At 63.4% G+C, this 12,610-nt stretch carries 16 protein-coding genes; 11 read left to right on the plus strand and 5 right to left on the minus strand.

The window, feature by feature from the left end; genetic code table 11:
* Positions 1-184 precede the first annotated feature (184 nt).
* Positions 185-1,393: an ammonium transporter gene (locus tag BLQ09_RS21665; RefSeq protein WP_027607014.1), complete on the plus strand. Its 1,209-nt coding sequence runs from the start codon at positions 185-187 to the stop codon at positions 1,391-1,393.
* Here the strand turns inward: BLQ09_RS21665 and BLQ09_RS21670 are convergent.
* A complete protein-coding gene (locus BLQ09_RS21670; protein ID WP_092358505.1) occupies positions 1,380-3,116 on the minus strand; it encodes a cation:proton antiporter in 1,737 nt (578 codons plus the stop codon). The genes BLQ09_RS21665 and BLQ09_RS21670 overlap by 14 nt on opposite strands.
* Before the next feature lie 194 nt (positions 3,117-3,310).
* Between BLQ09_RS21670 and BLQ09_RS21675 the strand changes: the two genes are divergently transcribed.
* The 3 genes from BLQ09_RS21675 to BLQ09_RS21685 all read left to right on the plus strand — a co-directional run bounded on the left by BLQ09_RS21675 (position 3,311) and on the right by BLQ09_RS21685 (position 4,915).
* Positions 3,311-3,547: a glutaredoxin family protein gene (locus tag BLQ09_RS21675; protein WP_027607016.1), complete on the plus strand. Its 237-nt coding sequence runs from the start codon at positions 3,311-3,313 to the stop codon at positions 3,545-3,547.
* A gap of 74 nt (positions 3,548-3,621) precedes the next feature.
* Positions 3,622-3,957, plus strand: a complete 336-nt coding sequence (locus BLQ09_RS21680) for a hypothetical protein (RefSeq protein WP_010565034.1) — start codon at positions 3,622-3,624, stop codon at positions 3,955-3,957.
* Positions 3,958-4,024: 67 nt separating this feature from the next.
* Entirely contained in the window at positions 4,025-4,915 is an 891-nt protein-coding gene (locus BLQ09_RS21685; RefSeq protein ID WP_027607017.1) for a pseudouridine synthase, read from the plus strand.
* A 55-nt stretch (positions 4,916-4,970) separates the two neighbouring features.
* Here the strand turns inward: BLQ09_RS21685 and BLQ09_RS21690 are convergent, their stop codons facing one another.
* Both BLQ09_RS21690 and mobA read right to left on the minus strand, forming a co-directional pair.
* Positions 4,971-5,192 (minus strand): YgdI/YgdR family lipoprotein, encoded by a 222-nt coding sequence (locus tag BLQ09_RS21690; RefSeq protein ID WP_010211805.1) that lies wholly within the window; start codon positions 5,190-5,192, stop codon positions 4,971-4,973.
* Between the two features lie 81 nt (positions 5,193-5,273).
* Positions 5,274-5,876 (minus strand): molybdenum cofactor guanylyltransferase MobA, encoded by a 603-nt coding sequence (gene mobA, locus BLQ09_RS21695; RefSeq protein ID WP_027607018.1) that lies wholly within the window; start codon positions 5,874-5,876, stop codon positions 5,274-5,276.
* A 76-nt stretch (positions 5,877-5,952) separates the two neighbouring features.
* Here mobA and moaB point away from each other — a divergent pair, with 76 nt between their 5' ends.
* Together moaB and glp are read left to right on the plus strand one after the other, a co-directional pair.
* Complete coding sequence (gene moaB / locus BLQ09_RS21700; protein WP_027607019.1) at positions 5,953-6,492, plus strand: molybdenum cofactor biosynthesis protein B; 540 nt, start codon at positions 5,953-5,955, stop codon at positions 6,490-6,492.
* Positions 6,476-7,702 carry a molybdopterin molybdotransferase MoeA gene (gene glp / locus BLQ09_RS21705; RefSeq protein ID WP_027607020.1) on the plus strand — a complete coding sequence of 409 codons (1,227 nt, stop codon included), beginning with the start codon at positions 6,476-6,478 and terminating at the stop codon, positions 7,700-7,702. The genes moaB and glp overlap by 17 nt, the downstream gene beginning before the upstream one ends.
* Positions 7,703-7,738: 36 nt before the next feature.
* On the opposite strand, the gene BLQ09_RS21710 is transcribed toward glp, so the two are convergent.
* Together BLQ09_RS21710 and BLQ09_RS21715 are read right to left on the minus strand one after the other, a co-directional pair.
* Positions 7,739-8,068: an EscU/YscU/HrcU family type III secretion system export apparatus switch protein gene (locus BLQ09_RS21710; protein ID WP_027607021.1), complete on the minus strand. Its 330-nt coding sequence runs from the start codon at positions 8,066-8,068 to the stop codon at positions 7,739-7,741.
* Positions 8,065-9,642: a flagellar hook-length control protein FliK gene (locus tag BLQ09_RS21715; protein ID WP_027607022.1), complete on the minus strand. Its 1,578-nt coding sequence runs from the start codon at positions 9,640-9,642 to the stop codon at positions 8,065-8,067. Before BLQ09_RS21715 ends, BLQ09_RS21710 begins: the two co-directional genes overlap by 4 nt.
* Positions 9,643-9,842: 200 nt before the next feature.
* Between BLQ09_RS21715 and ccmA the strand changes: the two genes are divergently transcribed.
* From ccmA to ccmE, 5 genes are all read left to right on the plus strand, one after another.
* A complete protein-coding gene (gene ccmA, locus BLQ09_RS21720; RefSeq protein ID WP_027607023.1) occupies positions 9,843-10,478 on the plus strand; it encodes a cytochrome c biogenesis heme-transporting ATPase CcmA in 636 nt (211 codons plus the stop codon).
* Positions 10,475-11,143 carry a heme exporter protein CcmB gene (gene ccmB / locus BLQ09_RS21725; protein ID WP_027607024.1) on the plus strand — a complete coding sequence of 223 codons (669 nt, stop codon included), beginning with the start codon at positions 10,475-10,477 and terminating at the stop codon, positions 11,141-11,143. The genes ccmA and ccmB overlap by 4 nt, the downstream gene beginning before the upstream one ends.
* Positions 11,144-11,229: 86 nt before the next feature.
* A complete protein-coding gene (locus BLQ09_RS21730) occupies positions 11,230-11,985 on the plus strand; it encodes a heme ABC transporter permease (RefSeq protein WP_027607025.1) in 756 nt (251 codons plus the stop codon).
* The gene (ccmD, locus tag BLQ09_RS21735) at positions 11,982-12,158 is read left to right on the plus strand and encodes a heme exporter protein CcmD (RefSeq protein ID WP_003172771.1); all 177 of its coding nucleotides are present in this window, start codon (positions 11,982-11,984) and stop codon (positions 12,156-12,158) included. The genes BLQ09_RS21730 and ccmD overlap by 4 nt, the downstream gene beginning before the upstream one ends.
* Positions 12,155-12,610, plus strand: a complete 456-nt coding sequence (ccmE, locus tag BLQ09_RS21740; protein WP_027607026.1) for a cytochrome c maturation protein CcmE — start codon at positions 12,155-12,157, stop codon at positions 12,608-12,610. The genes ccmD and ccmE overlap by 4 nt, the downstream gene beginning before the upstream one ends.

Raw genomic sequence — 12,610 nt, forward strand, 5'->3', positions numbered from 1 at the left:
TACCCTAAATAACTCAAACTCGCGGAAAAACCCTGTCGGCAACGGCCGGTTGTGTTGAACGCTGCGCTAAAGCGGTTCACGCCCTCTGAAGAGGGGCGGTGCCGGTGGTGCCAATTTAGTGCGCGCAACCCCTGGCTTGAACCGCTTTGGTGCTTTTTGCCTTTACACAGGCCTGCCAACCTCCATGGAAAATCTGCAAAGTGCGGTGGACACTCTGGTCCACAGCTCCAATACCCTGTTTATCCTGATCGGTGCGGTCATGGTCCTGGCCATGCACGCCGGCTTCGCGTTTCTGGAAGTCGGGACGGTGCGCCAGAAAAACCAGGTCAACGCCCTGTCGAAGATCCTCAGCGACTTCGCCATCTCCACCCTGGCCTATTTCTTTATAGGCTATTGGATCTCCTACGGGGTGAGCTTCATGCAACCGGCGGCCGTGATCAGCGCCGACCATGGTTATGGCCTGGTGAAGTTCTTCTTCCTGCTGACGTTTGCGGCAGCGATCCCGGCGATCATCTCCGGCGGTATTGCGGAGCGCGCAAAGTTCGCTCCGCAGTTGTGCGCCACCGCGTTGATCGTGGCGTTTATCTACCCGTTTTTCGAAGGCATGGTATGGAACGGCAATTTCGGTTTGCAGGCCTGGTTGCTCAAGGCGTTCGGCGCCAGCTTCCATGACTTTGCCGGCTCTGTGGTGGTGCATGCCATGGGCGGCTGGCTGGCGCTGGCGGCGGTGCTGCTGCTGGGCCCGCGCAATGGGCGCTACCGCGAAGGGCGCCTGGTGGCATTCGCGCCGTCGAGCATTCCGTTCCTGGCGTTGGGCTCGTGGATCCTGATTGTCGGCTGGTTCGGCTTTAACGTGATGAGCGCGCAAACCCTGGACGGCGTCAGCGGCCTGGTGGCGGTGAACTCGCTGATGGCCATGGTCGGCGGCACCGTCGCCGCCCTGGTGATCGGCCGCAACGACCCCGGCTTCCTGCATAACGGTCCGTTGGCCGGGCTGGTAGCGATTTGCGCGGGTTCCGACCTGATGCATCCGGTGGGCGCGCTGGTCACCGGCGTGGTCGCGGGCGGGTTGTTTGTGTGGTGCTTTATCGCCGCCCAGGACCGCTGGAAGATCGACGATGTGCTGGGGGTGTGGCCACTGCATGGCCTGTGCGGTGTATGGGGCGGGATTGCCTGCGGCATCTTTGGTCAGACCGCGCTGGGTGGACTGGGCGGTGTGAGCCTGATCAGCCAATTGATCGGTACGGGGCTCGGTGTGGTCGTCGCGTTTGGCGGCGGCCTGCTGGTGTACGGCGTGATCAAGCGCGTGCACGGGCTGCGCCTGAGCCAGGAAGAGGAGTATTACGGCGCAGATCTGTCGATCCACAAGATCGGTGCGGTCAGTCAGGATTGATCGGCGCCTCTTCGTCGGTGCTCGGGTGCGTGTAGAAACCGTGCAGCAGGCGATAGCGGTTATGCCGGACTTCATCGACCCGCGCCTGCACCTGTTGGTCCGGCAGGCCCAGCAGGATCAAGGCGTGGGAGGCGAGCATCAGGCTTGACTCCAGCAGCTCGGGCACCACTTCGCTGGCGCCCGCGGCTTTCAATTCAGCCCACTGGCTGTCATCGCGGGTGCGCACCAGGATCGGCACGTCGGGGTTGATATGGCGGGCTTCCTTGAGCACCGCCAGGGCCACATCACTGTTGTCCACGGCAATCACCACCAGGCGCGCGCGTTCCAGGCCCACGGCACTGAGCAAGGCGCCACGGCGACAGTCACCGTAATGCACGCTGCTGTCTTCGGTGGCGGCTTCCTGGACCCGTTCCGGGTCGTCATCCAGGGCGATGAACGCCTGTTGCTCATTGCGCAGAAAGCGCCCGATGGATTGCCCGACCCGGCCATAGCCGCAGATGACCGCATGCCCGTGTAATTGCGCATTGAGGGCGGTAATTTCTTCAAGTTGTACCTGTTGGTTGGGCTTGCGGTGCAGGCGCAGGGCCATCGCCGGTGCGGCGCGCAGCAGCAGTGGGGTCAACAGCATTGAACAGAACGTCGCGGCGAGCAGCAAACCGTTGAACTCATCGGGTATCAGCCGGCTCTGTTGCATCTGCGCCATCAGGGCGAAACAGAACTCACCGCCCTGGGCCAGGGCCAGGCCGCTGCGCCAGGCGGTTTCACTGTCGCTGCCGCGCAGCTTGACCAGCGCGGCCACCACATTGCCTTTGATCAGCATCAGCGCGAGGGTCATGCCGAGGATCAACAGACTGTGGCTGACGAACAACTGCAGGTCGATAAGCATGCCGATGCTGACGAAAAACAGCCCCAGCAGGATGTCACGAAAGGGCCGGATATCCGCTTCGATCTGATGGCGGTAATGGCTTTCGCCCAGCAGCATGCCGGCCAGGAAGGCACCGAGGGCAGGGGAGAGGCCCAGCAAGTGGGTGAGCCAGGCGGTCAGCAAGACGATCACCAGCGCCAGCAGCACAAACAGCTCTGCCGAATGGGAAGCGGCGACCTCATGAAACAAGCGCGGCAGTAACCAGCGGCTGGCGAGCAACAGGCCCACGAACAACACCACGGTTTTGCCCAGCGTCAGCGGCAACGCCCAGTACCAGGCCTGTTCGCTGCTGCCGGCGAACACCGGCACCAGCGTCAGCAGCAACACCGCCACCACATCCTGGAACAGCAACACGCCGATCGCATTCTGGCCATGGCTGCTGAAGATTTCGCCGAGGCTGGTCAGTTCCTTGCTGACGATCGCCGTGGACGACAGCGCCAGCCCCGCACCCAGCAACAAGGCGATGCCCGGCGCCACACCGAAGGCCATCAACAGGCCCCCCAGCAGCACGCTGCACCCCAGCACCTGCAAGCTGCCCAGGCCAAACACCACGCGGCGCAGGGCGAGCATCCTGGTCAGGGAAAACTCCAGGCCCAGTGAGAACAGCAGGAACACCACGCCCAGTTCGGCGAGGTCGGGCAGTTCTTCGCTGTCATTCACCCAGTCCAGGGCCGTCGGCCCCACGGCCAGGCCCACGCACAGGTAGCCCAGCACGGGTGGCAGTTGCAGCCGGCGAAACAGCGCAATCACCACCAGGGATGAGGCCAGAATGATCAGCAGGTTGGCGAACACAAGCATCTCCGTTGCAGGGGGAGCGGGCAAAAAGCCGCGAGAATCGCTGAATCAGTTATAGGCCATGGTGATCTGGGTCAGGGTTTATTGTGGCCGGCGGATTTCCGGAGAGCGAACGCTGTACCTGTGGCAAGCCCGCTCGCCACAGGTTTTTGTCAGGCTTAGAATGCTTGTCTACTTACTGATCAGGGCCATTCGTCATGCTTCCTGAATGCCAGTTGTTCGGCACCCTGGGTTGCCATCTTTGTGAAATTGCCGAAGCCGAAATCATGCCGCTCGTCGAACGCGGGTTGCTGGTCGAGTTGGTTGATATCACCGACCCCGACGACCTGACCGACGCCTACGGCCTAAGGATTCCGGTGCTTCGGCGGGTGGACACCGGGGCTGAACTGGATTGGCCCTTCGATGCGGATCAGGTTGTCGCCTTCCTGCGCTGACGTTTATGCGATGGCGGGTTTCCGAATATTACGTTACTGTATGTTTGTACAGCGATTGAATAGAGGGAACGCCCGTGGTGAATGTTGAACAACTGAAAAGCAGCGTCAATCGCATGTCTGCCGATGTCGTGCGCGACGCGGTGAACGAGCTGCGCCTCGACGGCCTGGTCACGGAAGGCAAGACGCCGTTTAACAAAGTGCATTTCAATACCTGCTTTGCCGAGATCGAGGCGTTGTTCCAGCGCGCCGGTTATCACAAGCAGCTCGATGTGGTGGGTTACCAGGGTCTGTTGTACGCGCTTTACGATCCCGGCCGCTGGGAAGCGGTAGACGTGCTGCGCTGGCTCAAGGAGTTCACCGAGGCGGCGAGTGCTTCGCCGATCCTGCGCGCGGAATTGGCCAAGGCCTGAGATCCGCCCTAGGTTTCATCCCGCTTGATGCGGGATAATGCCCGCCTGTTTTTTCAAGGCTTCGAGCATGTCCACATCCGCTTTTTCCGCGTCCCAGCACCAGGCCAGCACCCTGTACCTGCCACCTGGCCCCTGGGCGACGGTGCTGGAGTGCCTGTGCGAGCACTTTGCGGCGATCAGTCGCGAACACTGGCTGGACCGCATCGCCCGTGGGCGGGTGCTGGATGTCACTGGCAGCCCGATCCCCCTGGACCTGGCCTACAGGGAAGGCCTGTGCATCTATTACTTCCGTGAAGTCCCCAACGAAAAAGTCATCCCGGTGCAGGAAACCATCCTCTACGCCGACGAGCACCTGGTGGTGGCGGACAAACCGCACTTCCTGCCCGTGACCCCGGCCGGCGAGTACGTCGAGCAAACCCTGCTGCGCCGCCTGATTCGCCGCCTGGACAACCCGGCGCTGGTGCCCCTGCACCGCATCGATCGACACACCGCCGGGCTGGTGTTGTTCTCGGCCAACCCGGCCAGCCGCTCGGCCTATCAGCAGCTGTTTCCCACGCGCCGGATCGATAAATTCTACGAAGCCATTGCCCCGGCCTTACCGGGACTGACATTCCCGTTGCTACACAAAAGCCGCCTGGTGGATGGCGAACCGTTCTTCCGCATGCAGGAAGGCCCTGGCGCCAGCAACACCGAAACAGCCGTGGAGGTGCGGGAAAAGAACGGCGACTTATGGCGCTACGGCCTGTTTCCCGTGACCGGCAAGAAGCACCAGCTGCGCGTGCACATGACCGCGCTGGGGGCGAGCATCTGCAACGATCCGTTCTACCCGGACGTGATCAAGGATGCCGTGGACGATTACGCCAATCCCCTCAAGCTGCTGGCCCAGGGCGTGCGGTTTATCGACCCCGTCACCGGTGAGGAACGCCATTTCTGCAGCCAGATCACCCTCGACTGGTAACCCCCGGAAACGACAAGGCCCGCGCGAGGCGGGCCTTGTGTGCAAGCGCTGAGGCTTACAGGTCTTTAACGGTGCGAACCTGATCTTTGTTGATGCGGGTACGCTTGCCATCAAGCTGTTCGAATTCGTAGAAACCCGAATCTTCGTTGTATTTCGGGGTGTCGACGGCCTGGATTTCGCGACCGTCATTCAGGGTGATCACTGTCGGCGAGGCGCAACCGGCGAGGGTAGCCAGGCCCAGTGCAAGCATGAGAGCGGCGATGGTCCGTTGAGTCATGGGTGTTGTCTCCAAGAGAATACTTTTTGATTGCTGACCTTGAGACGTGTGAGACGTCGCCAAAGTTCCTTGTGCGAAGGTTCATTCTGACACGTCAGACCTTGGGCGCAACAGCTCTGGTGTATTCAGGTTGGCCAGGCGCGGGTCATCGGTTGGGCATTCCAGGCCCACGCCGCCCAATTGCAGGAGGATCTTTCGCGGGCTGCGTTCACCGGCATGCCAGGCCTGTTCTACCTCGGTTCGCAGGCCGATGGGGATGATGCAGATCAAGGGTTCCCAGAATTCACCGTGGCGCACCATCACCGGCAACAAGGGATGGCGTTGTGCGGTTTCACGCAGGTCGGCGAGGAGTCGAGCGTCGATATGGGGCACATCGCACGGCAGGATCAGCAAGTGCCCATGGCGCGCGGCGGCGAGTCCCGCGCGGATACCGGCCAATGGCCCGGGAAAATCCGGGCTGTCGTCGCTTACCAGCTGGTCGGCATAGGCGGCGTACTGCGCCTGGTTGCGGTTGCACGAGATGATCAGGTCATCGGTCAGTGGCCGTACCAGGCGCTGCACGTGTGCGATCAAGGGCAGGCCGTGCCAGTCCAGCAGGCCTTTGTCCTGGCCGCCCATGCGCTGGCCGCGGCCACCGGCCAGCAGCAGGATCGAACAGGGCAGGGGGATTGAATCGAGTGGCATGTGGGTTCCGCGCAGGCAGCTGAACAGGGGCCTGTGATATAACATCGGGCCGTTCCTTCGACAACCGGACCGTGCCATGAAAGCCAAGGCCGATGCACCCTTCGTACCCCTGAATATCGCGGTATTGACCGTCAGCGACACCCGCACCCTGGACACCGACACCTCGGGCCAGGTCTTCGTCGACCGCCTCACCGCCGCCGGCCACCACCTGGCCGAGCGCGTGCTGCTCAAGGACGACCTCTACAAGATCCGCGCCCAGGTCGCCCACTGGATCGCTGAAGACGTGGTGCAAGTGGTGTTGATCACCGGCGGCACCGGCTTCACCGGCCGCGACAGCACCCCCGAAGCGGTCGGCTGCCTGCTCGACAAACAAGTCGACGGCTTTGGCGAACTGTTCCGCCAGATCTCCGTGGCCGACATCGGCACCTCCACCGTGCAATCCCGTGCCCTGGCCGGCCTGGCCAACGGCACCCTGGTGTGCTGCCTGCCGGGCTCCACCAATGCGGTGCGCACCGGTTGGGATGGCATCCTCGCCGAGCAACTGGATAACCGTCATCGGCCGTGCAACTTCGTGCCGCACCTGAAGTTGGCCGAACCCTGTGAATCCCGTGGGTAAGCCCGGCAAGACCGGCGCCCTGATGCCGGTAGAACAAGCCTTGCAACAGCTGCTGGCGATGGCCGAAGCCGCGCCGATCCGCGATCAGCACGTGCTGCCCCTGGCCGAGTGCGACGGCCGTGTATTGGCCCAGGACCTGGTCTCCACCCTCGACCTGCCGCCCTGGCCCAACAGCGCCATGGACGGTTACGCCGTGCGCCTGGCGGATTGGACCGGTGAACCCTTGCCCGTCAGCCAGCGCATCTTTGCCGGCCAGGCGCCGCAGCCGCTGGCGGCCGGCACCTGTGCACGCATCTTCACCGGTGCGCCGGTACCGGAAGGCGCGGACTGCGTGGAAATGCAGGAAAACGCCGTGGTCCACGCCGATGAGCGCGTGAGCTTCAGCGAACCGTTGCAGCCCAACCAGAACATCCGCCCCCAAGGCCAGGAAACCACCGTCGGTGAGTTGGTGCTCGCGGCCGGTACGCGCCTGGGCCCGATCGAGCTGGGCCTGGCGGCTTCCCTTGGCCGTGATCGGCTGGACGTGATCCGCCGCCCGCGTGTCGCGGTGTTGTCCACCGGCGATGAGCTGATCGAGCCCGGTTTGCCCCTCGGTCCGGGCCAGATCTACAACAGCAATCGCCGCGTGTTGTGTTCCTGGCTTGAGCGCATGGGGTGCGAAGTCATCGACGCAGGCATCCTGCCGGACGACCTGGAGCAGACCCGTTCGCGCCTGGCAGGCTTGAGCGCGGTTGATCTGATTTTGTCCACGGGCGGTGTGTCGGTGGGCGAGGCGGATTTCCTCGGTATCGCCCTGCGCGAGGAGGGTGAGCTGGCGTTATGGAAGCTGGCGATCAAGCCGGGCAAACCCCTGACCTTTGGTCATTTCCGTGGCGTGCCGGTGATCGGCCTGCCGGGCAACCCGGCCTCGACCCTGGTGACCTTTGCGCTGTTGGCGCGCCCCTACTTGCTGCGCCGCCAGGGTGTGGCAGACGTGGAGCCGCTGCGTTTCGACGTGCCGGTGGGGTTCACCTGGCCCAAGCCGGGCAACCGCCGCGAGTATCTGCGCGGGCGCATCGAACAGGGCAAGGCGATCATCTACCGCAACCAGAGCTCCGGCGTGCTGCGCAGCGCGGCGTGGGCGGAGGGGGTTGTGGAGGTGTTGGAAGGGACGACGCTGGAGGTGGGTGATCGGGTCAGTTTCATTCCGCTAAGCGAATTGCTCAACTGACCGCGGATCCAAATGTGGGAGGGGCGGTGCGACGATTCAGTAATCGTCGCCACGCTCGGTCACATCCCGCTCCACCGGCCGCGCATCCGGGTCATAGCCCACCGGGAACTTGCCCTTCAACGTCCAGGCAAATGCAATGATCTCGGCGATGGTGCGGTACAACTCCTCCGGAATACTGTCGCCCAGTTCCATGCGTGCCAGCAGTTTCACCAGCTCGGCATTTTCATAGATCGGCACTTCATTTTCCCGCGCCAACTTGAGGATGGCTTCGGCCAGGGCATCGTCGCCCTTGGCGGTCAGGGTCGGCGCCTGCTGGCCGTCGTACTTGAGGGCAATCGCCTGGCGTGGCGGGTTGGCGTTGTTCATGCGGTTTCATCCACCCAGCGTTGTTCCAGTCCGGTTTTCGGCCCGCGTGGCGGGGTGCCCAGGTGGCAGTCCAGGTCGCCGACATTCAGCCCCGACGACACCAGGCGCTCGCGCAGGCTGCCCAAATGGCTTTCGATCAGGCTGGCGGTGAAAGCGCGGGTTGCCCACAGTTGGCTGGACAGCTTGCCCTGGGTCAGTTGCGCCTGGACCTGCAACGGCCCCAGGGGCTCCATGTCGAAGGCCAGTTCGACGCGCCAGAGCATCTGTTTGGGCTCCTTGGAATCCTTGCGTTCGGGCTGGTCCTTGTCCGGCGCCGGCTCTTCGCGCTGGAACTTGACCTGCAACGGCACGATGTCCTGCAGGGTGCGCATGGGGATCTCCAACTGCCAGGTGGTTTGCAGGCGGCCATCGGCGGTGGTGCCGGTTTGCTCCAGGCTCGACAGCTGGTGGCTCTGCAGGCGGGAAATGGCCCCGGCGGCCAGGCGCAGCAGGTTTTCCAGGTCGCCTTCGCCCTCCAGTTTCGCCATCAGCCGCTCCGGCAGTGGGAAGCTGACCGGCGCCTGCCGCGCGCCGACCTGGCCGAGGGTGCCCAATGGGCTGCGCACAAAGTTGGGCAGCACCTGGGCCAGGGTGTTGGCGGCAAGAATGGCATTCAGGTTGGTGCTCGCGGGCAGGGCGGGCAGCAGGTCGGCGACCAGGCGCAGCAGCGCGCCCTTCATATCCAGCGGTGGCACCTGCGGGTTTTGCCCGGCGAGTAACTTGGCTTCAAGAAAGGCGCCGCTGTTCTGGATCACCTGGGCCAGCACCTTGGGGTTGCTCACCTGTGCCAGGTCGGGCAAGGCCGCCAGCAAACGGTCGGCGGCAGCGCGAAGGTCGGCGGAGGTGCTGTCGCCGCGGGGCAGATTTTGCAACGCCGTGAACACCGCATCCAGGGAGCCCTGGCGACTTTGCTGGGTCGCCAGTTGCTGGGTGACGGCCAGTTGATCCTTGAGCCCGCTCAACGGCACAAAATTCAGGGTTTGCGCGTTCTGCACCACGGCGCTGAGCAAGCTGCCCACGCGCAACGGTTGCGGGCTTTCCAGTGTCAGGGTCGCGCCGGCCAGGGCGCTATTGAGTACGGTCACCAACGAACGGTAGATCGCCGGCTGCGCGCTGCCTTGGGGCAGGGCCTGGGTGGTCAGCACCTTGGCCTGCAGCAGTGTGCCTTCCGGCATCCTGGCCGTATCGATACGGGTGAGGGCGGCAACATTGGCGCTCAGGGCTTGTTGCAGGCTGATGGCCAGGTTGCCTGCGGGCGTCTGGCTCACGGCCACATTGCTGCCCAACGGCAAGGGTTGTGGGCTGCTGGCTTGCACCAGCGTCTGGCGGCCGCCTTCAAGGGTCAGCTTGAGCAACAGCTGAAACGCCTCACCGCCTTGTTTCAGGGCGAGCACCTCGGCATTCACGGTTTTGCCCGGGTCGATCAGCCCGATCTGCGGCTCCAGCAGTTTCAGCAGCGCCCCGGGCGCAGGCGCAGGGCTTTGCCCGGTTGCCGGGGTGGGAGGAAGCGTAGGAAGGTTGATCTCGCCGGTCATCGTGCGCATCGTCTCTGGGGAAATAGCCCTCTTTAGCGTAGGGCATCGCATGTATAATGCCGCCCGTCTGCAAAGAGAGCGGTAAAAACCTCACAACTATTTGATCCAGCTCTCTAAAATCGGTCGCCAAAGCCGTTATTGTGCTTCTTTCTATAACGGCCGCTGCACCGCCGACTTGAACCGTAAAGGCCCGTGATCTCTTGACCAGCCCTCTTCTTGAAGCCGTAGCGCTCTCCTGTGAACGCGACCTGCGCCTGCTGTTCGAGCACCTCGACCTGCGTGTGGCGGGCGGCGACATGGTGCAGATCAGCGGCCCCAACGGCAGCGGCAAGACCAGTTTGCTGCGCCTGCTGGCCGGCCTGATGCAACCCACGGCCGGTGAAGTGCGACTCAACGGCAGGCCCCTCGACGAACAACGCACCGAACTGGCACGCAACCTGATCTGGATCGGCCACGCCGCCGGGATCAAGGATGTGCTCACCGCCGAAGAAAACCTCAGTTGGCTCAGCGCCCTGCATCATCCCGCGACCCGCGACGCCATCTGGCAAGCCCTGGCCGCCGTCGGCCTCAAGGGGTTCGAAGACGTTCCCTGCCACACCCTGTCCGCCGGCCAGCAGCGCCGCGTGGCCCTGGCGCGCCTGTACCTGCCTGGCCCGCCGCTGTGGATTCTCGACGAACCCTTCACCGCCCTCGACAAACAAGGCGTCACCCAATTGGAACAGCACCTGGCGCAGCACTGCGAGCAGGGCGGCCAGGTGGTGCTCACCACCCACCACACCCTGGCGCGCATGCCCGGCGGTTACCGCGACCTCGACCTGGGGCGGTGGTCGGTATGAGTGTGTTTGCCCTGTTGATCGCCCGCGAAGCCCGCTTGCTGTGCCGCCGCCCGGCCGAACTGGCCAACCCGCTGGTGTTCTTTGCCATCGTGATTGCGTTGTTCCCGTTGGCGGTCGGCCCGGAGACTAAACTGTTGCAAACCTTGTCTCCGGGACTGGTGTGGGTCGCGGCCCTTTTGTCCGTCCTGCTCTCGCTGGACGGGCTGTTTCGCAGTGATTTCGAAGACGGTTCCCTCGAACAGTGGGTCCTTTCGTCGCACCCCCTGCCACTTCTGGTCCTGGCCAAGGTACTGGCACACTGGGCTTTTTCCGGCCTGGCGCTAGTCTTGCTCTCGCCACTGCTGGCGATGATGCTGGGATTGCCCGGCGAATGCCTGCCGATCCTGTTGCTGAGCCTGCTGCTCGGCACCCCGGTACTCAGCCTGTTGGGGGCGGTGGGTGCCGCGTTGACCGTCGGCTTGAAACGGGGTGGCCTGTTACTGGCCCTGTTGATTCTGCCTTTGTACATCCCGGTACTGATCCTGGGCAGCGGCGCGTTGCAAGCCGCGCTCATGGGCATGCCGGCGACCGGTTACCTCCTGTGGCTTGGCAGCCTGACCGCCTTGGCGGTAACCCTGACACCCTTTGCTATAGCCGCCGGCCTGAAGATCAGCGTCGGTGAATAATGAGGTCTGACTGGGCGGTATACGCATAGTCAGTAAAGACCCTACGCTTCTTGCCAAGACAAGAAGCAACCGTGATGGAAACAGCAATGAACTGGACCTGGTTTCACAAGCTCGGCTCGCCCAAATGGTTCTACGGCATCAGTGGCAGACTGCTGCCTTGGTTCAGCCTCGCCGCCGTGTTGCTGATCGGCATCGGCCTGGTCTGGGGCCTGGCCTTTGCACCGCCGGACTACCAGCAAGGCAACAGCTTTCGCATCATCTACATCCACGTGCCTGCCGCGATGCTGGCCCAGTCCTGCTACGTGATGCTGGCGGTGTGCGGCGTCGTCGGCCTGGTGTGGAAGATGAAACTCGCGGACGTCGCCCTGCAATGCGCCGCGCCCATCGGTGCGTGGATGACCGCCGTGGCGCTGGTCACCGGCGCGATCTGGGGCAAACCCACCTGGGGTTCGTGGTGGGTGTGGGATGCGCGACTAACGTCGATGCTGATCCTGCTGTTCCTGTACTTCGGTCTTATTGCCCTGGGCAACGCGATCAGCAATCGTGACAGCGCCGCCAAGGCCTGCGCGGTGCTGGCGATTGTCGGCGTGATCAACATCCCGATCATCAAGTACTCGGTGGAGTGGTGGAACACCCTGCACCAGGGCGCCACCTTCACCCTCACCGAAAAACCGGCGATGCCCGTGGAAATGTGGGCGCCGTTGCTGCTGATGGTGCTGGGGTTCTACTGCTTCTTTGGCGCCGTGCTGCTGATGCGCATGCGCCTCGAAGTGCTCAAGCGTGAAGCCCGCGCCAGCTGGGTCAAGGCCGAAGTGCAAAGCTGCCTGGGAGCGCGTGGATGAGTTTTGCTTCTTTCAGTGATTTTCTCGCCATGGGCCACCACGGCCTGTATGTCTGGACGGCCTATGGCATCTGCCTGGCCGTGCTGGCCCTCAACGTCGCCGCGCCGATCCTGGCCCGCAAGCGTTACCTGCAACAAGAGGCGCGTCGTCTGCGCCGGGAGACCGAAAAGTGAATCCGCTGCGTAGAAAGCGTCTGTTGATCATCCTTGCCATCCTGGCCGGCGTCAGTATTGCCGTGGGCCTGGCGATGAGCGCCCTGCGGGAGAACATCAACCTGTTCTACACCCCGACCCAGATCGCCAACGGCGAAGCGCCGCTGGACACGCGCATCCGCGCCGGCGGCATGGTGGAGAAGGGCTCGCTGAAGCGTTCCGGCGACTCCCTCGACGTCACCTTCGTGGTCACCGATTTCAACAAGGCCGTGACCATCACTTATCGTGGCATCCTCCCGGACCTGTTCCGCGAAGGCCAGGGCATCGTCGCCCTGGGCAAGCTCAACGCCGACGGCGTGGTGGTGGCCGATGAAGTGCTGGCCAAGCACGATGAGAAATACATGCCGCCGGAAGTCACCAAGGCCTTGAAAGACAGCGGCCAGTCCGCACCCACCCCCGCCAAGGAGGGCTAA

Source organism: Pseudomonas sp. NFACC25, assembly GCF_900100935.1.
GTDB classification, from domain to species: domain Bacteria; phylum Pseudomonadota; class Gammaproteobacteria; order Pseudomonadales; family Pseudomonadaceae; genus Aquipseudomonas; species Aquipseudomonas marginalis.

Coding starts and splice junctions, on each gene's coding strand:
- BLQ09_RS21665 (WP_027607014.1), top strand. CDS start 185: ATGGAAAATCTGCAAAGTGCGGTGGACACTCTGGTCCACAGCTCCAAT.
- BLQ09_RS21670 (WP_092358505.1), bottom strand. CDS start 3,116: ATGCTTGTGTTCGCCAACCTGCTGATCATTCTGGCCTCATCCCTGGTG.
- BLQ09_RS21675 (WP_027607016.1), top strand. CDS start 3,311: ATGCTTCCTGAATGCCAGTTGTTCGGCACCCTGGGTTGCCATCTTTGT.
- BLQ09_RS21685 (WP_027607017.1), top strand. CDS start 4,025: ATGTCCACATCCGCTTTTTCCGCGTCCCAGCACCAGGCCAGCACCCTG.
- BLQ09_RS21690 (WP_010211805.1), bottom strand. CDS start 5,192: ATGACTCAACGGACCATCGCCGCTCTCATGCTTGCACTGGGCCTGGCT.
- mobA (WP_027607018.1), bottom strand. CDS start 5,876: ATGCCACTCGATTCAATCCCCCTGCCCTGTTCGATCCTGCTGCTGGCC.
- moaB (WP_027607019.1), top strand. CDS start 5,953: ATGAAAGCCAAGGCCGATGCACCCTTCGTACCCCTGAATATCGCGGTA.
- BLQ09_RS21710 (WP_027607021.1), bottom strand. CDS start 8,068: ATGAACAACGCCAACCCGCCACGCCAGGCGATTGCCCTCAAGTACGAC.
- BLQ09_RS21715 (WP_027607022.1), bottom strand. CDS start 9,642: ATGACCGGCGAGATCAACCTTCCTACGCTTCCTCCCACCCCGGCAACC.
- ccmB (WP_027607024.1), top strand. CDS start 10,475: ATGAGTGTGTTTGCCCTGTTGATCGCCCGCGAAGCCCGCTTGCTGTGC.
- BLQ09_RS21730 (WP_027607025.1), top strand. CDS start 11,230: ATGAACTGGACCTGGTTTCACAAGCTCGGCTCGCCCAAATGGTTCTAC.
- ccmD (WP_003172771.1), top strand. CDS start 11,982: ATGAGTTTTGCTTCTTTCAGTGATTTTCTCGCCATGGGCCACCACGGC.